This is a genomic window from Curtobacterium sp. NPDC089185 (assembly GCF_040685235.1).
Lineage (GTDB): Bacteria > Actinomycetota > Actinomycetes > Actinomycetales > Microbacteriaceae > Curtobacterium > Curtobacterium citri.
In genome coordinates this window covers 267,657-287,014 of sequence record NZ_JBFBHK010000004.1, presented here as the reverse complement: position 1 = coordinate 287,014, position 19,358 = coordinate 267,657, and the positions used below count along the sequence as shown (strand labels likewise).

Here is a 19,358-nt window from a genome sequence, read left to right as displayed (position 1 = left end):
CCATCGCGCTTACCGAGCCAATACGTTGATTGATTCGCTCTCGATGAAGCGCAGCACCGGCGTGGGGACGGCGCAGAATCTCGCCGTCGGACGGTCCTGTCGTCTGGTCAGTCGCCCTGCGGGCAAGCCACTAGCAGACAGTGGCTCCTCGTAAGCGCTTCACGATCGGACGAGCGGCCTCGAAGTGGGATGGTGGTCCTGTCGGCCCTGACCCCTAGGCTCGATCCGCACCACACGACACCGGGGGAGCGCATGCAGATCTCCATCGACGGCCAGGTCCTCCTCAGCCCGAGCGACCTCAGCACTTGGGCGACCTGCGAGTGGTCGTTCCTCCGCCGCCTCGAGGCCAAGCTCGGCCGCGGCGGCCCCCTGCCCGACGAGCACGACGACATGCTCGAGCGCACCGCACGCCTGGGGGACCAGCACGAGGTCGACTACCTCGAGATCCTCAAGCAGACCCGCGACGTCGTCGAGTTCGAGCGCCCCGCACCGCAGGACTACGCACGAGCAGCCGCCGAAGCAAGAAGAGACCTGTTGAACGGCGCTGACGTCCTCTACCAACCAACCTTCCACGAGCCGCCCACCACCGCCCGCCCGGGCTTCATCGGCTTCGCCGACTTCATCCTCCGCAACGACCAGGGCGCCTACGAGGTCTACGACACCAAGCTCGCCCGCCACGCCAAGATCAGCGCCCTGCTCCAGCTCGCCGCCTACGCCGAGCAGATGCAGGCGCACGGCATCCCGACCGGCGAGCAGGTCCACCTGGTGCTCGGCGACCGCACGACGACCACGCACGACCTCGCCGACATCGCCCCGGTGTACCGCACACAGCGCGCCGAACTCGAACGGGTCATCTCCGAGCGGATGCAGCAACACGAAGAGCTGCAGTGGGGCGACCCCCGCTACTCCAGCTGCGGCCGCTGCGCGATCTGCCAGACCCAGGTGCAGCAGCACCGCGACCTGGTCCTCGTCGCCGGCATGCGCCTCGACCAGCGGACGAAGCTGATCCGGCAGGGTGTGCGGACGATCGATGATCTGGCGGACCGCACCGCGGCCGTACCCGGCATGTCGCGATCCACGCAAGAGAGGCTGGTCCGTCAGGCGCGCCTCCAGACCGAGACCGAAGCCGAGCAGCAAGCAGGCCACACAAACAAGACCAAGCCGCGCTTCGAACTCCACGACCCCCGAGCACTCGACGCGATCCCCGAGCCCGATCCGGGCGACGTCTTCTTCGACTTCGAGGGCGACCCCCTCCACACCGAGGACGGCGTCCACTGGGGCCTCGACTACCTGTTCGGCCTGGTCGACGACCGCGCCGACTTCACCGCCTTCTGGGCACACACGATCCGCGACGAGCGCCAGGCGCTGATCGACTTCCTCGCCTTCGTCAAGGAACGGCGCGAGCAGCACCCGGGCATGCACATCTACCACTACGCCGCGTACGAGCGGACGCACCTGCTGTCCCTCGCCGCCCGCCACGGCGTGGGGGAGGACGACGTCGACGACCTGCTCCGCGCCGGCGTCCTCGTCGACCTGTACCCGATCGTCCGCAAGGCCCTCGTCGTCGGCAGCCGCAGCTACTCGATCAAGAAGCTCGAGCCGCTGTACATGGGCGAGGACCTCCGCATGAGCGACGTCACGAACGCCGCCGACAGCATCACCGCGTACGTCGAGGCGATCGAGGAACTCCGGAACGGCGACCCCGCGACCGGCCAGCGCATGCTCGACCAGGTCGCCGACTACAACGCCTACGACTGCCGCTCGACGCTGCGGCTCCGCGACTGGCTGCTGTCGCTCCGGCCGCCGCGGTCTGAGCCGGCGACCGACGAGGCCGAGCTCCTCCCGCCGATTCCCGTCGAGCGCGAGCCGAACCCCGTGTACACGGCCCTCGCCGCGCAGATCGCGGACGTCGACCCCCTCGACCGCGACGCCGACCAGACCGCCCTGGCGCTCGCGGCCGCCGCGATCGACTACCACCGCCGCGAGGCCAAGACCTTCTGGCAGGACCACTTCGACCGCCTCCGGAACCCCGTCGACGACTGGGCGGACACCCGCGATGTCCTCGTCGTCGAGCGCGCCTCCGTCGAGCGGGACTGGGACACGCTGCCGCGTGCCCGCTCACAGTCGCGCGAGATCCGGTTGTCGGGGACGGTCGCGCCCGGCTCGCGCATCCGGCCGGGAGGCACGCCCCACCTCGTCTACGACGACCCACTCCCGCCGTCGGTCACCGCTCCGGCGCCGGGTTCGAAGGGCGCGTCGGCTCGCGCGGTCGTGATGGAGGCCGAGCAGAACGGCGATGCCTTCGAGGTCCTGGTGAAGGAGAGCCTGCCGGTCGGCGGCGGCGAGCCCCACCACGACTTCCCGGTCGCGCTCGCACCGGCCGCCCCGCCCCGGGCGAAGCCGCAGCCCGAGGCGATCGCCGAGTGGGGTCAGGAGGTCCTCGACGCCCTGCCGTCGATGCTGCCCGACCCGGCGCTCGACCTGCTCCGCCGGGTCCCGCCGCGCGGCGCACTCGCCCCGGTCGCCGGGGACGACACCGTCTCCGCGGTCGTCACGACGCTGCTCGGCCTCGACCGGTCGTACCTGGCGATCCAGGGCCCTCCCGGCACGGGCAAGACCTACGTCGGGTCGAACGTCGTCGCTCGGCTCGTCCGGGAGCACGGCTGGCGCGTCGGGGTCGTCGGCCAGTCCCACGCGACATCGGAGAACTTCCTGTCGTCGGTGGTCCGCGCGGGTGTGCCCGCCGACCGCGTCGTGAAGGTACCGAAGTCCGGTGCGACCGAGGACGAGCTCGAGGCCGCCGCATGGACGCCGGTCAAGAACAACGCCGCCGTCTCGGCCTTCCTGTCGTCGTGCGCCGAGACCGGCACCGGGGGAGTCGTCGGCGGGACCGCGTGGACCTTCGCGAACGAGGGCACGATCCCGCGACGCTCCCTCGACCTGCTCGTGGTCGACGAGGCCGGGCAGTTCTCGCTCGCGCCGACCATCGCGTCCTCGATCGCCGCGCAGCGCCTGCTGCTGCTCGGTGACCCGCAGCAGCTCCCGCAGGTGTCGCAGGGGTCGCACCCGGAGCCGGTCGACCAATCCGCGCTCGGGTGGTTGGCGGACGGGGAGCACGTGCTCCCGCCCGAGTTCGGCTACTTCCTGGCGCACACTCGGCGCATGGAGCCCGCGCTGACGGCGTCGGTCTCGGGGTTGTCCTACGACGGGCAGCTGACATCGATCGTCAGCGGGCGGCACCTCGACGACCTCGAGCCGGGCGTCCACCCGGTGCCCGTGGTGCACAGCGGCAACACGACGTCATCGGAGGAAGAGGCAGCACGGGTCGTGGATCTCGCGCGGGACCTGATCGGCCGCCGGTGGGTCGACGGCGAGGTGTCGCGACCGCTGACGGACGAGGACGTCATCGTCGTCGCGCCGTACAACGCGCAAGGGGCCCTCATCCGCGAGGCCCTCGACCGCGCCGGCCTCCGCGGGACGCAGGTCGGCACGGTCGACATGTTCCAGGGACGGGAGGCCGTGGTGTCGATCACGTCGCTCGCGGCGTCGAGTGCGGCGGACATCCCGCGCGGGCTCGACTTCCTGCTCATGCCGAACCGGTTGAACGTGGCGCTGTCGCGGGCGCAGTGGGCGGCGTACCTCGTGTACTCGCCGGCGCTCACCACGGGGTTGCCGCCGTCGATCAGCGGGCTGTCGTTGCTGTCGCGGTTCATCGAGCTGGTCGAGCCGCGCGTCTGACGGCGGTCGGCGAGACCGGCCCGGAAGCTAGTTCCCTTCGTCGTCGACCGGGATCTCCCCGCGCAGCTGCGCCCGGATCCCCGCCAGCACGTCCGCGTGCAGGAAGTTCGCCGCCTCCGCACTCGTCGGGTCCACCACGATGCCGAACTCCTCCGGCACCGCCGTCACGAGCTCCGCCATCCGCACCGGACGTGCCTCGGTACCGGGGACGCCCTCGGTGAGCTCGGCGGGGTCGGTGAAGACCGGCACGAACGGCAGCTCGCGGATCATCACGTGCGCGATGCTCCCGCCCTCGGGGTCGTCCGCCGACTTCCACGGCACCCAGGCCGCACTCGACAGGAAGCCCTCGGCCGAAGCGGCCATGCGCTTCCGCAGCTCGCCGGCCGCGGTGGACGCGGTGTTGTCGACGCCGCGCCCGAAGGCCGACCCGGTCGTCTCGTTGCTGCTCATCGCGTTCCCTCCGAGGTGGTGTCCCGCCATGCTCCCACGCACCGGCGCGCAGGCCGAATGCGCACTGGCGGCACCGGTGTCGGTGCGGGCGTCTACAGTCCGAGCAAGTGTCCACGCCCCGAGTCAGGAGCACCGTGTCACCATCCCAGCTGACCCGACGATCACTCCTCGCAGGAGCACTCGGGCTCGGTGCCGCCTCCGTCCTGAGCGGGTGCGTCGCGAACAACGGTCCGATGCCGAGCAGTGCGGCGCCGGGGTCGAAGGCCGACATCGGCGAGGTCGAGGGCACGCTGCGCTTCGCGTTCTGGGGCGGCAGCGACGGCGAGAACACCGGGTTTGCCCGGGCAAAGGCGGGCTTCGAGAAGCGGCACCCGAAGGCGACGATCGAGCTGCAGACGCTGCCGTACGACGGGTTCTTCTCCGGCATCGACCGGGGCATCCTGTCGCGCACGGCACCGGACGTGTTCCGGGTCGACTACACGAGCATCGGCAAGTACACCTCGCACGGGGTGCTCCTCGACATGACGCCGTACCTCAGCGCCGCGGAGTCGAAGGCGTTCCTGCCGGCGCTCTACGATGCGGTCCGGTTCGAGGGCCGCACCTACGGCGTCCCGCACCAGACTGACACGTCGGCGATCGCGTTCAGCCGCAAGGCCCTCGACGAAGCGGGCATCGGCGCCGTGCCGAACCGGCTCGAGGACGCCTGGACGTGGGAGGAGTTCGCCGACGTGAGCACGAAGCTCCGGAAGAGCCTGCCCGACGACAAGTACCCCTTCGCCTACGACTGGACGGCGGCCGGCGCCTACCGCTGGGCGAGCTTCCTGTACCAGGCGGGCGGGTCGCTCCTGACGCCCGAGCTCACCCGCTCGGCGGTGGACAGCGATGCCGGCAAGAAGGCGATGGCGTTCACGCAGCGGTTCTTCGACGAGCGCTGGGTGCCGGCGAACAACACGATCAAGACGACGGTCTACTCGGACAACTTCTTCCTCAACCAGACGGTCGCCATGACCTTCGTCGGCGACTTCCTGGTGCCCGAGCTGGCCGACGGCACGAACGGGTACCAGGGCGGCGAGTGGACCACCACGTACATGCCGCAGGACCGGGCGGCGGCGTCCGACCTCGGCGGCAACGCGATCGTCGCGACCCGGGACACCGAGAACCCGGAGCTCGCCGCGGCCTTCCTCAAGTTCCTCGTCGAGGAGGACCAGATGCGTGACTTCTGCCAGCGGGCGAACGAGCTGCCGACGCTGCTGAGCCTGGCGGACACCCCGCTCGACTACGCGGTGCGCCCCGACGTCATGGGCGTCTTCACGCAGCAGGCGACGACCATCACCGAGACGGCGGTGCGGGAGACGGTGGTGCCGGGCTTCGCGAGCGTCAACACCGCGCTGCAGGACCAGCTGGAGCTCGCCTTCCACGGACGGAGCACCGACCAGGCGATCCGCTCGATCAGCGCCGCGATCGACGAGGCGGTGGCCGCATGACGGGCGCGGCCGAGCGCATCGGCGGTGCCACGGCGGGCGGAGCCGTGCGGCGCGGACCGCGGCTGTCCGCCGGACGGTTCCGTGCCTCCAGTACGGCCGCCGCGTCGGCGTTCCTGCTGCCGAACGTCGTGCTCATCGTGATCTTCACGCTGTTGCCGCTCGTCTACGCGCTGGTGATCAGCTTCCAGGACCTCGACTCGCTGGGCGGGACGAGCTGGGCCGGTCTCGGCAACTACGCCAAGCTCATCACCGACCCGGTGTTCTGGCAGTCGGTGTGGAACACCGGTGTCTTCACGCTCTTCACCGTCCCGGTCGGCATGGCGATCGGGCTCGGCATCGCGGTGCTGCTCAACGGGGTGCTGCCCGGTCGGGCCGTGTTCCGGACGATCATCTTCCTGCCGCTCGTCGTGTCCGGTGTCGCGACGGGCGTGCTCGGCGCGTGGATGTTCGACCAGAACAACGGGTTCATCGACAAGTTCCTCGCGACGCTCGGGCTGCCGCAGATCGACTGGCAGTCGAGCGGCGGGTGGGCGATGACCGCGGTCATCCTCATGACGCTCTGGCAGCGCATCGGTTTCGACATGCTCATCTACCTGGCGGGGCTGCAGGGCATCGACCCGGCCGTGCAGGAGGCCGCGACGACCGACGGCGCGAGCGGCTGGCAGCGGTTCCGTCTCATCACCTTCCCGCTGCTCGGTCCGTCGACGTTCTTCCTGCTCGTGATGAACCTCATCTACTCGTTCCAGGTGTTCGACACCGTGTGGGCGATGACCCGCGGTGGCCCCGGGTACGGCACGACCACGGTGGTGTCGTACGCCTACCGGGTGGCGTTCGACGAGCACGGCCCGCAGCTGCTCGGCTACGGGGCCGCTGTCGGCATCGTGATCTACCTCGTGACGCTCCTCATCACCGGACTGCAGTGGCGCTTCAACGCCGGACGGGACCAGACGGACTGATGACCTCCTCGACCTGGAACACCGGCGCCGCAGCCTCCGGCCGGTCCGCCGCCGCGGCCACCACGACCGCGACCCGATCCCCGCGGAAGCGTCGCGGCCGCCTGCTCTGGCTGCGCCTGACCGTCGCGGTGATCGTCACCGTGGTGATGGCCTTCCCGCTGTACTGGATGCTGCTCACCGCGTTCTCGACGCGGGCGGACCTCTACGCACCGGGGCTGCACCTGTGGCCGCAGCACTTCACGCTGCAGAACTTCGTGCGCCCGTTCGCCGAGTTCCCGGTCTGGCGATGGTTCGCGAACTCGTTGCTCGTGTCGGTCGTCGTCACCGTCATCACGGTGGTGTGCAACCTGCTCGCCGGGTACGCCTTCGCCAAGCTCAAGTTCCGCGGTCGGAACGCGCTGTTCCTCGTGCTGCTGTCGACGCTGATGATCCCGCCGCAGGCGATCATCGTGCCGCAGTTCTTCATCTCGATCGGCCTGCACCTGTACGGCGGACTGTGGGCGGTCATCCTGCCCGAGGCCGCGGCGATCTTCGGGGTGTTCCTGGCGCGGCAGTTCTTCCTCGCCGTGCCCGACGAGCTCATCGAGGCGGCACAGCTCGACGGCGCCGGTCGCTTCCGCACGTTCGTGTCGGTGGTGCTGCCGCTCTGCCGCCCGCTGCTCGCGGTCCTCGTGCTGCTGACGTTCATGGGGGAGTGGAACGCCTTCGGCTGGCCGCTCGTCGCGCTCTCCGGCAACCAGGACCTGTTCACGGTGCCGATCGGCATCGTCGGCACGCTGCAGGGGCAGTACACGTCGGACTACGGTGCGATCATGGCGGTCAACCTGCTCATGATCCTGCCGATCGTCGCGCTCTTCCTCGCCTTCCAGCGCTACTTCGTCGAGGGCCTGTCGCGGAGCGGCCTCCGGTGAGCTCGGGCTCCACCCGGCAGGGCCCGCTCGGCGCGGGTCCGTCCGGCTTGCGCCCGTCGGTCGAGGACGCCCGGCACTGGCTCGCCGCGGACTTCGCCGTGCAGGTCGCCGACATCGAGGAGGTCACCGGCGGCACCGACACCTCGGCCGTCGTGTGGCGCGTGGTCGACGACGCCGGGACGGCCTGGGCGGCGAAGTGGACCACCCGCCGCACGGGGACCGGCACGCGACTCGTCACGTCGATGGCCACCGCGGGCATCGAGGGCACCCCGACCGTCCTGCCGACGACCGACGGGCGCTCACGCAGCCGTCGGGCCGGAGGGAAGCTCGCACTGACCCGCTGGTCGGAGGGCGAGGACGCCGCCACCGTCGGGCTCGGCCTGGAGGCATGGGTCGCCTACGGCGCGCTGCTCGCCGACGTGCACGCACACGCCTTCCCCGTGCCGCCGCGTCGACAGGGCGCGCGTCGGGGCATCCGCCGTCGCCGGCGTCGCTACCGCGCGGAGATCCGTGCGCTCGACGCCGCAGCCGTCGGCGGGACCGACCCGGTGCTCGACCTCTGGCGTGCGGCTCGCCCCCGGATCGACCTGCTGCTGCGCGGCACCGACCTCGCATCGAGGACGCCCGGGGAGCCCGTGCCGTGCCACGGCGACCCGCACCTCGGGAACGTGCTCGTCGAGCCGGACGGCTCGCTGCGGCTGGTCGACTGGGACGAGGCGGTCGTCGGCCCGCGGGAGATCGATCTGCACCTGGTGGAGTTCAGCGTGCTGTTCCAGCCGGCGACCGCGGCGCAGCTCGCCGCCTTCCGTCGTGGGTACGGGCCGGTGGAGCTCGACGAGTGCCGAATGGTCCGCTACGCCTGCATCCGGGCGCTCGAGGACCTGACGGCGACGATGACCGCGGCGCTCGCGAGCAGCGGGGCCGAGCGGGACGAGGAACTCCGGGTCTTCACCGGGATCCTCGCACCGACCGGATCCGCATCGCTCGTCGAGGACCGGCTGCGGAGCGCCCTGGCAGCCGAGGCGGCCTGACCTCCGAGCCGGCGCGACGATCGAGGCGGCCTGACGTCCGTGTCCGCCGCCGGACCGAGTCCGCTCAGTAGGCGGCGGACTGCCCGCCGTCGATCGGGACGACCGTCGCGTTGACGTACGAGGCGTCGTCGGACAGCAGGAAGGCGACGACCGCAGCGATCTCGGGCGCCTCGCCGTAGCGCTTCGTCGGGTTCACCTGGATGAACTCCTCGGCGGCCTTCCGCGGGTTCTCCGCGTCGATCTGCTTCATCGAGTTCTCGACCATCGGCGTCCAGATCGCACCGGGGGCGATGGCGTTGATGCGGATGCCGTACCGGCCGTACTCGACGGCGGAGTTGCGGGTGAGGCCGACCACGCCGTGCTTGGCGGCGGCGTACCCGGACTGGTTGCCGATGCCGCGGATGCCGCCGACGCTGGCGGTGTTGACGACCATGCCGGAGCCCTGCTCGCGCATGACCTTGAGGACCTTCTCGAGGCCGAGGAACACCCCGCGCAGGTTGATCGACACGACGCGGTCGAACTCGGCGGCGGTGAAGTCCTCGGTGGGGTTCTGCTTGCCCTCGATGCCGGCGTTGTTGAAGAAGCCGTCGATGCGGCCGAAGCGCTCGGTGGTCGCGGTGACGTAGGCGTCGACCTGGGCCTCGTCGGAGACGTCGGCGACGGTGGTGAGGACCTGCGCGTCGGGCGTCGCCTCGCGGACGGCGGCCTCGCTGGCCGCGAGCCCGTCGGCGGAGACGTCGACCAGGGAGAGTGCCGCGCCCTCGGCGGCGAGGCGGACGGCGGTCGCGCGGCCGAGGCCGGAGCCGCCGCCGGTGATGAGGACGACGCGGTCGGTGAAGCGGGTGGTGTCGGGCATGGTGATGGCCTCCTGCGGTCTTCGACGGTGAAGTCGATGCGTCTGCATCAGCTTGCCGCCTACGCTACACCTGTCGTCCAGCAGGCCCGGTGTCAGCAGCGCGCGAGGACCCGCTCCATCGCGTCCCGCTCCGCCGGTGCGACCCAGAGCCGGTAGGTGGTCTTCACGGCGACCTGGTGCTCGACGTAGGTGCAGCGGAACGCGGTGGCTGCGGGGAGCCAGGTCGCGGCGTCGCCCGAGCGCTTCTGCGCGTTCGAGTGGCCGTCGACGGCGAACAGGTTCGCGGGGTCGTTCGCCAGGGCCTCGCGCTCGGCCTGGGACAGCTGCTGCGCGCCGGTGCGCCAGGCGTTCTCGAGCGCGACGACGTGGTCGATCTGCACGAGGGTCGAGGTGCGGTCGCCGCGGACGAAGTCCACCCGTTCGCCGGTGTACGGCGACACGAGCGTCCCGCGCAGGACCTTGCACGGCCCCTGCCGCTCGACGTCGCTCAGGTCGCGGGCGAGGACGTCGTTGCGGGTGTCGCACCCGTTGCGGTCGACGTCGAGCCACGCGGTGCCGAAGCGTTCCTCGCGGTCGTAGCCGGTCGCGGGCGCCTTCCCCTTGACGGGCAGGAGCGCGAGCTGTCGTCGAGCGGCGTCGGCTGCCGCGGCAGCGGCGGTGGTGCCGGTCGCGTCGGTCGTACGTGGCGCGTCGGTCGCCGGCCGGGAGGCGCTGCTCGCCCCCGCCCCGCCGCCCGCGCCGACCGACGGGTCGCCGCTGCTCGTCGGCGCGGCCGTCGGTGTGCGGGTCGCCTCCTGCGCGGCGTCGGCGTCGGCGTCGACCGGACTAGCGGCGTGGAGGACCGCGCCGAGGACGACGACGGCCACGACGACGCCGAGCGTGCCGAGGGTGGTGCGGGTGCGGGTGCGGGTGCGGTTCGACGTCATGGATGGAGCCTTCGTTGATGCGGTGGTGCGGTGGGACCGGTCCGGGTGGACCGCCCTCGATCCTGCCGTCGAGCACCGACGCAGCCGGGCGGGACACGGCGTACCGGAGCCGGTTGTCCGCTCCGGGACGTGCCTCCGAGCACTGACGACCATGCGGCGTAGACACGGGGCATGACCGATCATGCGAACCCCTCCGTGTCCGTCACCGGTGGGTCGATGCCGCTCCTGGGCTTCGGCACCTGGCAGATCCCCGACGCCGATGCGCCCGCCGCCGTGGGTGCCGCGCTCGAGGCCGGCTACCGGCACATCGACACCGCCACGGGCTACTCGAACCAGCGCGGCGTGGGCAAGGCGCTCGCCGCGTCCGGCCTGGCGCGCGACGACGTCTTCGTCACGACGAAGCTGCCGCCGGACAACGCCGAGCGCGTGCGCGAGACCATCGAGGAGAGCCTCGACCAGCTCGGGCTGGACCACCTGGACCTGTGGCTCGTGCACTGGCCGCCGAACGGCGAGGCCCGTCCGGACGTCTGGGAGCAGGTCGTGCAGGCGCAGGCCGACGGGCTCACCCGCGCTGTCGGCGTGAGCAACTACTCGCTGGCGCAGATCGACGAGCTGACCGAGGCCACCGGGACCACCCCGGCCGTGAACCAGATCCGCTGGAGCCCGGCCGAGTACGACGCCGGGGTCGCCGCGGGGCTGCAGCAACGCGGTGTGGTGCTCGAGGGCTACAGCCCGTTCAAGGCGAGCAACTTGCAGGACCCGACGCTCGTCGAGATCGCCCGGGCGCACGACGCCGACACGGCGCAGGTCATCGTGGCATGGCACGTGGCGCACGAGTTCGTCGTGATCCCGAAGTCGTCGAACCCGGAGCGCATCCGGTCGAACGCCGCGGGCGCACACCTCGAGCTCTCGAGCGACGATGTGACGCGCATCGACGGCCTCGCCGGCTGACGATCCGAACGACGGCGGGCTCAGACCGGGAACGGTCCGGGCCCGCCGTCGTCGTACAGCTCGGCGATGACGACCCCCTCGGACCGGGCGATGCGACGCAGCTTCCGGTCGAACGTCGCGAGCTGCCCGCCCGCGGCGCGTGCCGTCGCGAGGATGATCGCGTCGGGCATCTGCAGCCGCCGCCCGGCTCGAACCCGTGCAGCCGCGACGGCGGTACTGCTCGTGACCGGGAGGACGGTGACGCCGAGCCGTTCGACGGCCCCGTGCTCACGGTCTGCGTGGCCGCGCTCGGCGGGCCGCACGAGCATCTCGCCGAGCGTCAGAGCGGAGGTGCAGAACTCGTCCCACTCGTGGTCGTCGATCAGGTCGCGAGCCCGCTCGTGCGAACCGTCGTCCTCGTCGAGGAGGGCGATGACGACGTTCGCGTCGAGGACGATCACGCCGCCGGCTCGTCGGTGCGATCGCCCTCCGGCCCGTGGGACCAGGTGCCACGGCTCCCACCGGAGGAACCGCCGAGCAGGACTTCGTTGCCGTTGGGGAGTCGGAAGACGGAGACGCCACGAGCTGGGTCGTGTCCGATGACGCCCGACCGGCGGAGGGCGATCGGCGGGTCCGCGCTCAGGCCGTGGCGCGGGTCGACGGGCGGCGTGACGACGTTCAGGATCGGTTCGACGAGCATGGCGCGACGGTACCGAGGTCCGCGGCCGGCGACCAAGGCGTTCGTATGTCGCATGCGCAGAGCCGGACCGGGCGTCAGGCGAGCAGGGAGCGGATGTCCTCGGCGGTCAGGTCGTCGGCGAACAGGGCGTCGTCGTCGATCATCGTGGCGAACAGCTCGGCCTTCTTCGCGGCCAGGGCCAGGACCTTCTCCTCGATCGTGTCCTCCGCGATGAAGCGCTGCACGTTCACGGAGCGGGTCTGGCCGATGCGGTGCGTCCGGTCCACCGCCTGGGACTCGGCGGCGGGGTTCCACCACGGGTCGAGCACGAACACGGTGTCGGCCTCGGTGAGGGTCAGGCCGAAGCCGCCGGCCTTGAGCGAGATGAGGAACGCCGGCGCCGTGCCGGTGCGGAAGCGGTCGATGACCTGCGGGCGCTTCCGGGTCGACCCGTCGAGGTACTCGTAGCCGATCCCGCGGGCGTCGAGGGCGTCGGCGACCATGCGCAGGAACGTCGTGAACTGGCTGAAGACGAGCGCCCGTCGGCCCTCGGCGGCGAGCTGCTCGAGTTCGTCGAGCAGCAGGTCGAGCTTGGCCGAGGGGACCGGGTCGCCGGGCTCGGTGGCGTCCTGCACGAGTGCCGGGGACAGGGCGAGCATGCGCAGCAGGGTGAGCGACCGGAAGACGATCATCCGGTTCCGGGCGAGGTCGTCGATGAGGTCGAGGACCTTGAGGCGCTCCCGGTTCAGCGTCCGCTCGTACAGCGCGCGGTGCGCCGGGTCGAGCGTCACGCGGACGACCTGCTCCTGCTTCGGCGGGAGGTCCGCGGCGACGCTCTCCTTCGTCCGCCGGAGCATGAGCGGTCGGATCCGCCGACGGAGCCGGGCGGTGAGCTCCGCGCGGGCCTGGCCCCGCAGGTCCGGCGAGCCGAGCGGCTTGACGTAGTCGTCGCCGAACCGCGACCACGAGGACAGCAGCCCGGGAGCGACGACGTGGAACAGCGCCCAGAGGTCGGTGAGGCCGTTCTCGAGCGGGGTGCCGGTGATCGCGAACTTCACCGGCGCGGGCAGGTCGACCGCGGCCCGGTGCGTCTGCGACTGCGGGTTCTTCACGAACTGCGCCTCGTCGAGCACGAGGGCCGACCACGGCAGCTCGGAGTACTCGGTCGCGTCGAGCCGGAGGAGTGCGTACGACGTCACGACGACGTCCGAGGCCGCGGCCGCGCGGGCGATCCGGGCGTGGTCCTTCAGCGAGGTCGCCGTGATCGTCGTCACGCGCAGCGACGGGGTGAAGCGTGCCGCCTCGTCCGCCCAGTTGCCGACGACCGAGGTCGGGGCGACCACGAGGAACGGTGCGCCGTCCGGTTCGGAGGCGCGGGCGGCGGCGACCATCGCGAGCACCTGCAGCGTCTTGCCGAGGCCCATGTCGTCGGCGAGCACCCCACCGATGCCGTGCTCGCGCAGGAACCGCAGCCACGCGTACCCGGCGTGCTGGTACGGCCGCAGCTCCGCGTGCACGGTGTCGGGAACGGGGACGTCGCCGGGGGGCGTGGCGTCGAGCAGGCCAGCCGCGATCCGCTGCCACCGGTCGTCGTGCTCGGACTCGTCGGCGAGCTGGTCGAACTCCGACCAGATGCCGGCCTGCAGCGGGGTCACGGTGAGCGGCTGGTCGGGCTCCCACTCGTCGAGCTCGCGGGCCTCCTCGATGACCTCCTTGAGCCGGTCGAACGCCGGGTCGGCGAGCGACAGGTAGGAGCCGTCGACGAGCTTCATCCGCCGGTCGCGCTTCGCGAGCGCCCGGAGCAGCGGCGTGAAGGGGAGCTGCCGACCATTGACCGTGACGAAGATGCCGAGGTCGAACCAGTCGTGCTTGGTGGACGGCATCGTCGTGACGCGGATGTGCGGTCGACCGCTGAGCCGTTCGTGTTCGGTCGGCTCACCCTGCACGACGGTGCGGACACCGAGTCCGGGCAGGGCCGGCAGGAGCTCGTTCACGAAGACGGCGGCGTCGGCGTCCTCGACGGTGCCGTCCTCGAACCAGGCCAGGCCGCCGCCGGGCCCGGACGACTCGGTCTCGTCGGCGGCGTGCAGCGCGGACAGGTCGGGCAGCGGACCGTGCAGGGCGACCGGGTCCTTCCGGCCGTCGACGTGCCAGCGCCACTGCAGGTGCACGCGGTCGTCGGTGCGCGGGGCCCGTGCGGGCTCGAACGTCACCGTGAGCACGAGCTCGGGCGGGGTGCGCTCGGGCAGCTCGACCGACCCGTCGGAGCTGACCAGCCCCAGCGCCCCGCGGAGGCGCGGCGACCAGTCCGCCAGGAACTCGTCGACGGCCTCGCTCGGGACGGTGATGCGGGAGCCCTCGACGAGCATCCGACGCTGGTCCTCGGGGACGGGCGACGGCGTCGGGGCCAGCGTGACGTGGAACTCGGGGCTCTCGCGGAAGGCGTAGACCCCGTGGTCTCCGATCGTCCGAGCGGCGCCCTCGGGGACGGGGCGGCCGTCGACGACCGCGCTCGCACCGATGACGAGCGCACCGTCGTGGCGGGCAGCGTCGAGGAGCACGCGGGCCTCGGCGCCGAGGACGGCCCCGCCGTCACGCTTGCCCGTGACGAACGCGATGCCGAGCCCCGGTGCCTGCTGCAGCAGCGGCCAGAGCAGCGGACTGCCGAAGTCGTCGAGGTGCACCCAGTCGCTCTCGCCCGGCAGCCCGGCGAGCTGTCCGGCCCGGTGCAGCGCCGAGAACTGCAGGAACCAGGCGTGCTGCTCCGGCGCGATGCCGAGCCGGTTCATCGAGTAGGGGAGCGTGCCCCAGGTGAGCTGCCCGCGCACCCAGTTGCCGGCGGCGCTGCGCGTGACGGGGCGGACGCCGAGCCGGACGCTCCGCGAGCGGGTCGGCAGCGTGCGGCCGGCCGCCCGTGCGCGCGAGGCGAGCGCGGCGGGGACCGCGTCCCGCAACTCGAACTGGAGGCCGATGGGGGTGCCCTGCGGGGTGACCACCCGGTCGTCGTCACCGGCGAGGCGGGCGAGGTCGTGCCTCCAGTCCGGGGCTGCCGGTGCGCTCACCGGGGCGCTCGTGCGGGGACCGGCAGCGGCCGCGAGGGCGCGGGCGTTGACGGTGAGGAGCGCGGCGGCGACGTGCTTGCAGTCGCCCCCGAGGGGACAGGAGCAGGTGCTGCGGACCGGGCGGACGAACTCGCCGCGGGCGGCCGTCGTCTCGACGCGGAGCTCGTACGGCTCGTCGGCGGAACCGGACACGGACGCCGTGACCGTCCCGTCGTCGTCGTGCCATGTGGCGTCCTCGACCAGACCCGCGCGGACGACGTCACGGGCCCGACCGAAGGTCTGCGGGCCGACGAAGCGGATGACGTCGACGGCGTCGATCATCGGGGCGGCGGGCACGGACCCATCGTGCCAGGTGGGACCGACAGGCACGGCCCGTCATCTGGGGGCGTCGCGCACGGCCGGGAAGGGGCAGGATCGTAACGTGCTGCAGTCACTGGTGTACATGAGTTCCGCCACCGAGCCGTTCGACGAGGACGCACTCGAGGCGGTGCTCGAGCACGCGCGCGTCCGGAACACCGAGGACGGCCTGTCCGGGATGCTCGTGCACCGCGGCGGCCGCTTCATGCAGCTGCTCGAGGGCCCGTACGACGCGGTGATGGCGACCTACTCACGGATCGTCGAGGACCCCCGGCACGACGAGGTCCGACTGCTCGTCGAGGAGTCGATCCACACGCGGCGATTCCCGGAGTGGTCGATGGCGTACGACCGTGAGTCGGACGGCGTCGCGGTGCCGGAGGGCTTCAGCACGTTCCTCGACCATGGTGACCACAGCGCCGACGCCAGCCGTCCGCGGGAGTTGCTCCGCTGGTTCCGGAACCACCCGATGGCGGACCCGACGGCGTCGAAGGGCAAGCACCGGCGCGACGCCTGAGCGGGTCCGGTGCGGACGGGCCCTGCCTGGAGACCCGGGCCGGTCATACTGGTCCGGTGACGACACTGCGAGGCACGATCCGCTCGACCGAGACGCGCGAGGCCGAGGGGTACGCCACCTCGGTGGTCGCGGCGAAGGAGGCGGCGGTCGCCGCGCTCGACCTCGACGGGTTCGCGCTGACGCAGACGAACGCCGTCGAGAGCAAGGCCACGGGGGAGACCACGATCCGGGCCACGGCGCGGTCGACGGCCACGCGGGAGCACGAGGCGTCCGGCCCGAACTACACGGCGGCGCTCGCGGCCTACCGCGACTCCGTGCCCGACGGGTGGGAGGCGCAGCACGTGTGGGTCGTCGCGGAGTAGCCGCCCAGCCCTGCGGCGCCGCCAGCTTGCTGCCCTTGTGGGAGTACCCGTAGTACACGCGCATGGGCGTCTCGGCCTGAGGGGTCCTCGCGACTCGGCGCAGCACACGCAGGTCCGCCACCTCAGGTCGGCATGCGGTGCCACGAACGTCTTCGCTTGAGGTGCAACACCTTTTCACTACCCCAGAGATCGAATGTCTCCTGTGTAGGGGCACAGGAGGTCACGGTCGAGTACCGACCTCGACTCTTGTGGCCCGTTCTCCGCTTGACTGCGTCTTGCTTGGAGGGGCCAAGCGAGAAGGGGGCAACATGAAGCTCAAGCAGTCGATGGCGCTCGCCATCGCGATGACCGCCGTTCTGCTGATGGGCGGAACCACGGTCGCGAATGCAGCGAGTCCTGAGGACACCTGGAGTGAGCCGCAGTCCGTGACGTTCGATGCGCCGGCATCTTCTGCCGGTAGTTCGTCGACCGCCCGGGCCGCTGCAGCGTCGAAGATCACCTGTACGGTGCAGACCAACAGCGCCCACTACTCGGACGGTTCAAACGGAGTCATTGCCAAGATCAGGGCCTCGTGCAAGGGGACCTGCGGCTGTGAGCCGACTGTGTCTGTTCGCGTGCAGGGGCTCCTTTCGTGGTCATCCACGGAGTCGCCGTACACGAAGTACAAGAAGGTCCGCACCACCGACACGACCAAGACGTTCAAGACGGACGGAACGCAGGTGACGACCTACATTCCGCAGCTGGGCCAGGACGGCTACCGGGCGAACGGTTGGTACATCGCAACTGGGACGCTCGATCCGGCTGACGCACCTGCTGTCTCGTCGACGAACGGGCCGCGGCACGTCACCGACGTACCCTGATCAGAGCGACTGGTCGCGACAGCGGTGCGGATGCTCCTAAGCGTCCGCACCGCCGTCGTCTGTCAGCCAGATGAGCCCGGGAGCGCCTGCCTTGTCGGTGGACAGGATGGCGAGGTCCAGAGCGGCGCCCCGGCGTGCTGCTTCCCCGCGCGCCCATGACGACGCTTCGCTGATGGTCGCGCCGGAGATCTCCTCGCAGTCCAAGTGGGTTCGCCCCTTGGTCCAGAAGAACGCTCGCAAGCGTGGGGTGGCCGTTTCCCATTCCGTGTCTCGCTCGTCGACCGTCTTGTGGTCCATCAAGCCCTCCTTCAGCGACTGAAGGCAGCCTACGATGCGTGTTGAGCGCTCACGTGCCGCGCTGCTGGTTCGCGTTCCTCATCCACTTCCTACGCCAGATGTTCCGCCGCTGGTCAGCGTTCACGTACACCGCTCCATCGGCCGTGTGGGTCTTCAGCCCGACCTGCTGGATGGAGCGGTTCAGGGTCTGCGGGGTGATCTGCATCATTCCGGGCGGCCTGCTTCTTCGTCTGCCCTTGGCCGGCTCCGCGACTTCCTCGGAGCGCAAGTCCTGCAGGAGGTCGGCGAGGTCTCGCTCCTGCAACAGCGCGGCAGTGTCGCCCTCGAGGCCGCAGGCGGAGCACACGAGCGTGGATGCTTCAGCTGCTCCGAGCACCACTGGACACTCACTGACGGTTCGCCGCATACGGGGCACAGGCGGGGGGACACAGGTCGGGGTCCACGCCGACCGCTGATCCTGCGGACGATCTGCGGACTATCGAGATTGAGACGCGTCGGATGTCGCCAGCTTGCTGTGCTTCCGCGAGTACCCGAAGTACACGCCGAGCCCGATCGCGAACCAGATCGCGAAGCGCACCCACGTCTCCCACTGCAGGAACGTCACGAGCCACAGCGACGCGACCACCCCGATGATCGGCACCACCGGCATGAAGGGCAGCCGGAACTGCCGGTCGAGGTCGGGCTGGCGGTAGCGCAGCACGATCACCGCCGAGCAGACCACCACGAACGCGAGCAGGATGCCGATGTTCGTCAGCTCGGCGACGATGCCGATCGGCAGCAGGCCGGCGAGCACCGCCGACGCGATGCCGAGGATCCACGTGACCCGGGTCGGCACGTGGCGCTTCGGGTCGGTCTTCGCGAACCACGCCGGCATGAGGCCGTCGCGGCTCATCGAGAACCAGACGCGCGACGCTCCGAGCATGAAGGTCACGAGGACGGTCACGATGCCGACGATGGCCCCGATCGCGATGACGTTCGCGACGCCGCCGAGCCCGACCGACGCGAACGCCGACGAGAAGCCCGAGGCCGGGTCGATGTCGGTGTACTTCTGCATCCCCGTCAGCACCAGGGTTGCCAGCACGTAGAGGACCATCGCGATGCCGAGCGACAGCAGGATCGCCTTCGGCATGTGCTTCCGGGCGTCGGTGGACTCCTCGGCGGCGGTGGACATGGCGTCGTAGCCGAACACGGCGAAGAACACGGTCGCGGCGCCGGTCATCACGCCGCCGAACCCGAACGGGAAGTACGGCGAGTAGTTGGCGCTGTTGATGTGGAACACCCCGAGCACGACGATGAGCACCACGAGCGCGACCTTGATCGCCACCGCGACGAGTTCGAAACGGGCGGCGCTGCGGATGCCCCGGGTGAGCACGAAGGCCGTGAGCAGGCAGAGCACGATCGCGAAGACGTCGACCACGTGACCGTCACCGGTGCCGGGCGCGCCGAGCATCCAGGCGGGCAGGTCGATGCCGAACTGGCCGACGAGGAAGCCGACGTACCCGGAGATGCCGATCGCGACGACGGCCACGATCGCGGTGTACTCGAGCAGCAGGTCCCAGCCGATGAACCAGCCGACGACCTCGCCGAGCACGGCGTACCCGTACGTGTAGGCGCTGCCGGCCTTCGGGATGAGCCCGGCGAACTCGGCGTACGACAGGGCTGCAGCAGCACTGGCGACGCCGGCGACCAGGAAGCTGATGAGGACCGCCGGGCCGGCGACCCCGTTCGCCACGGTGCCCGCGAGCGTGAAGATGCCGGCGCCGATGATGCCGCCGATGCCGATCGCGGTGAGCTGCCAGAGGCCGAGGTGCCGTTTCAGGCCGCCCTCGCCGCCCTCGCCCTCGGCGCCGTCGTCGATCGTGTCGATCGGCTTCCGTCGGAAGATGCCCTGTGTCGTCGTCGTCACGCGCCCACTCTGCTCCTCCTGCGGCGGCGGTGGTAGACC

At 71.0% G+C, this 19,358-nt stretch carries 18 protein-coding genes; 9 read left to right on the top strand and 9 right to left on the bottom strand.

Annotation, left to right across the window (positions count from 1 at the left end; all coding sequences use genetic code 11):
• Positions 1-252 precede the first annotated feature (252 nt).
• On the top strand, positions 253-3,738 hold the full coding sequence (locus AB0N84_RS06470) for a TM0106 family RecB-like putative nuclease (RefSeq protein WP_363544490.1): 3,486 nt from the start codon (positions 253-255) through the stop codon (positions 3,736-3,738).
• 27 nt (positions 3,739-3,765) lie between these two features.
• Here AB0N84_RS06470 and AB0N84_RS06465 read toward each other — a convergent pair whose 3' ends face one another.
• On the bottom strand, positions 3,766-4,188 hold the full coding sequence (locus AB0N84_RS06465; protein ID WP_363544488.1) for an SseB family protein: 423 nt from the start codon (positions 4,186-4,188) through the stop codon (positions 3,766-3,768).
• A 134-nt stretch (positions 4,189-4,322) separates the two neighbouring features.
• Between AB0N84_RS06465 and AB0N84_RS06460 the strand changes: the two genes are divergently transcribed.
• Genes AB0N84_RS06460 through AB0N84_RS06445 form a run of 4 tightly spaced genes read left to right on the top strand, consistent with a single transcriptional unit; the run spans position 4,323 to position 8,570 of the window.
• Positions 4,323-5,672, top strand: a complete 1,350-nt coding sequence (locus AB0N84_RS06460) for a sugar ABC transporter substrate-binding protein (protein WP_363544486.1) — start codon at positions 4,323-4,325, stop codon at positions 5,670-5,672.
• Positions 5,669-6,628 (top strand): sugar ABC transporter permease, encoded by a 960-nt coding sequence (locus tag AB0N84_RS06455; RefSeq protein ID WP_363544484.1) that lies wholly within the window; start codon positions 5,669-5,671, stop codon positions 6,626-6,628. Before AB0N84_RS06460 ends, AB0N84_RS06455 begins: the two co-directional genes overlap by 4 nt.
• Positions 6,628-7,539, top strand: coding sequence for a carbohydrate ABC transporter permease (locus AB0N84_RS06450; protein ID WP_363544482.1), 912 nt, complete (start codon positions 6,628-6,630; stop codon positions 7,537-7,539). Before AB0N84_RS06455 ends, AB0N84_RS06450 begins: the two co-directional genes overlap by 1 nt.
• Positions 7,536-8,570: an aminoglycoside phosphotransferase family protein gene (locus AB0N84_RS06445; RefSeq protein ID WP_363544480.1), complete on the top strand. Its 1,035-nt coding sequence runs from the start codon at positions 7,536-7,538 to the stop codon at positions 8,568-8,570. Before AB0N84_RS06450 ends, AB0N84_RS06445 begins: the two co-directional genes overlap by 4 nt.
• 64 nt (positions 8,571-8,634) lie before the next feature.
• On the opposite strand, the gene AB0N84_RS06440 is transcribed toward AB0N84_RS06445, so the two are convergent.
• Together AB0N84_RS06440 and AB0N84_RS06435 are read right to left on the bottom strand one after the other, a co-directional pair.
• On the bottom strand, positions 8,635-9,426 hold the full coding sequence (locus AB0N84_RS06440; RefSeq protein WP_363544478.1) for an SDR family oxidoreductase: 792 nt from the start codon (positions 9,424-9,426) through the stop codon (positions 8,635-8,637).
• A gap of 92 nt (positions 9,427-9,518) precedes the next feature.
• Positions 9,519-10,352, bottom strand: a complete 834-nt coding sequence (locus tag AB0N84_RS06435; protein ID WP_363544476.1) for an HNH endonuclease family protein — start codon at positions 10,350-10,352, stop codon at positions 9,519-9,521.
• Between the two features lie 171 nt (positions 10,353-10,523).
• Here AB0N84_RS06435 and AB0N84_RS06430 point away from each other — a divergent pair, with 171 nt between their 5' ends.
• Positions 10,524-11,303 carry an aldo/keto reductase gene (locus AB0N84_RS06430; protein ID WP_363544474.1) on the top strand — a complete coding sequence of 260 codons (780 nt, stop codon included), beginning with the start codon at positions 10,524-10,526 and terminating at the stop codon, positions 11,301-11,303.
• 20 nt (positions 11,304-11,323) lie between these two features.
• Here AB0N84_RS06430 and AB0N84_RS06425 read toward each other — a convergent pair whose 3' ends face one another.
• The 3 genes from AB0N84_RS06425 to AB0N84_RS06415 all read right to left on the bottom strand — a co-directional run bounded on the left by AB0N84_RS06425 (position 11,324) and on the right by AB0N84_RS06415 (position 15,359).
• Positions 11,324-11,743 carry a type II toxin-antitoxin system VapC family toxin gene (locus AB0N84_RS06425; protein ID WP_289458731.1) on the bottom strand — a complete coding sequence of 140 codons (420 nt, stop codon included), beginning with the start codon at positions 11,741-11,743 and terminating at the stop codon, positions 11,324-11,326.
• Positions 11,740-11,982 (bottom strand): hypothetical protein, encoded by a 243-nt coding sequence (locus tag AB0N84_RS06420; protein ID WP_289458730.1) that lies wholly within the window; start codon positions 11,980-11,982, stop codon positions 11,740-11,742. The genes AB0N84_RS06425 and AB0N84_RS06420 overlap by 4 nt, the downstream gene beginning before the upstream one ends.
• A gap of 74 nt (positions 11,983-12,056) precedes the next feature.
• On the bottom strand, positions 12,057-15,359 hold the full coding sequence (locus AB0N84_RS06415; RefSeq protein WP_363544471.1) for a DEAD/DEAH box helicase: 3,303 nt from the start codon (positions 15,357-15,359) through the stop codon (positions 12,057-12,059).
• Positions 15,360-15,444: 85 nt separating this feature from the next.
• On the opposite strand from AB0N84_RS06415, the gene AB0N84_RS06410 reads away from it, so the two are divergent.
• The 3 genes from AB0N84_RS06410 (at position 15,445) to AB0N84_RS06400 (ending at position 17,116) form a co-directional block, all read left to right on the top strand.
• Positions 15,445-15,894: a BLUF domain-containing protein gene (locus tag AB0N84_RS06410; RefSeq protein WP_363544469.1), complete on the top strand. Its 450-nt coding sequence runs from the start codon at positions 15,445-15,447 to the stop codon at positions 15,892-15,894.
• Between the two features lie 56 nt (positions 15,895-15,950).
• Positions 15,951-16,256 carry a hypothetical protein gene (locus AB0N84_RS06405; RefSeq protein ID WP_289458728.1) on the top strand — a complete coding sequence of 102 codons (306 nt, stop codon included), beginning with the start codon at positions 15,951-15,953 and terminating at the stop codon, positions 16,254-16,256.
• Positions 16,257-16,564: 308 nt separating this feature from the next.
• Entirely contained in the window at positions 16,565-17,116 is a 552-nt protein-coding gene (locus AB0N84_RS06400; RefSeq protein WP_363544467.1) for a hypothetical protein, read from the top strand.
• Positions 17,117-17,152: 36 nt separating this feature from the next.
• Here AB0N84_RS06400 and AB0N84_RS06395 read toward each other — a convergent pair whose 3' ends face one another.
• The 3 genes from AB0N84_RS06395 to AB0N84_RS06385 all read right to left on the bottom strand — a co-directional run bounded on the left by AB0N84_RS06395 (position 17,153) and on the right by AB0N84_RS06385 (position 19,319).
• Positions 17,153-17,413 carry a hypothetical protein gene (locus AB0N84_RS06395; RefSeq protein ID WP_363544465.1) on the bottom strand — a complete coding sequence of 87 codons (261 nt, stop codon included), beginning with the start codon at positions 17,411-17,413 and terminating at the stop codon, positions 17,153-17,155.
• Positions 17,414-17,462: 49 nt separating this feature from the next.
• Entirely contained in the window at positions 17,463-17,789 is a 327-nt protein-coding gene (locus AB0N84_RS06390) for a hypothetical protein (RefSeq protein WP_182046346.1), read from the bottom strand.
• A gap of 99 nt (positions 17,790-17,888) precedes the next feature.
• The gene (locus AB0N84_RS06385) at positions 17,889-19,319 is read right to left on the bottom strand and encodes an amino acid permease (RefSeq protein ID WP_182046345.1); all 1,431 of its coding nucleotides are present in this window, start codon (positions 19,317-19,319) and stop codon (positions 17,889-17,891) included.
• Positions 19,320-19,358: the final 39 nt, after the last annotated feature.

What these genes read in the sequence shown, in the direction of transcription:
- AB0N84_RS06440 (WP_363544478.1), bottom strand. Translation starts at nt 9,426, where the DNA reads ATGCCCGACACCACCCGCTTCACCGACCGCGTCGTCCTCATCACCGGC.
- AB0N84_RS06465 (WP_363544488.1), bottom strand. Translation starts at nt 4,188, where the DNA reads ATGAGCAGCAACGAGACGACCGGGTCGGCCTTCGGGCGCGGCGTCGAC.
- AB0N84_RS06420 (WP_289458730.1), bottom strand. Translation starts at nt 11,982, where the DNA reads ATGCTCGTCGAACCGATCCTGAACGTCGTCACGCCGCCCGTCGACCCG.
- AB0N84_RS06395 (WP_363544465.1), bottom strand. Translation starts at nt 17,413, where the DNA reads ATGGACCACAAGACGGTCGACGAGCGAGACACGGAATGGGAAACGGCC.
- AB0N84_RS06450 (WP_363544482.1), top strand. Translation starts at nt 6,628, where the DNA reads ATGACCTCCTCGACCTGGAACACCGGCGCCGCAGCCTCCGGCCGGTCC.
- AB0N84_RS06435 (WP_363544476.1), bottom strand. Translation starts at nt 10,352, where the DNA reads ATGACGTCGAACCGCACCCGCACCCGCACCCGCACCACCCTCGGCACG.
- AB0N84_RS06400 (WP_363544467.1), top strand. Translation starts at nt 16,565, where the DNA reads ATGAAGCTCAAGCAGTCGATGGCGCTCGCCATCGCGATGACCGCCGTT.
- AB0N84_RS06470 (WP_363544490.1), top strand. Translation starts at nt 253, where the DNA reads ATGCAGATCTCCATCGACGGCCAGGTCCTCCTCAGCCCGAGCGACCTC.
- AB0N84_RS06455 (WP_363544484.1), top strand. Translation starts at nt 5,669, where the DNA reads ATGACGGGCGCGGCCGAGCGCATCGGCGGTGCCACGGCGGGCGGAGCC.
- AB0N84_RS06430 (WP_363544474.1), top strand. Translation starts at nt 10,524, where the DNA reads ATGACCGATCATGCGAACCCCTCCGTGTCCGTCACCGGTGGGTCGATG.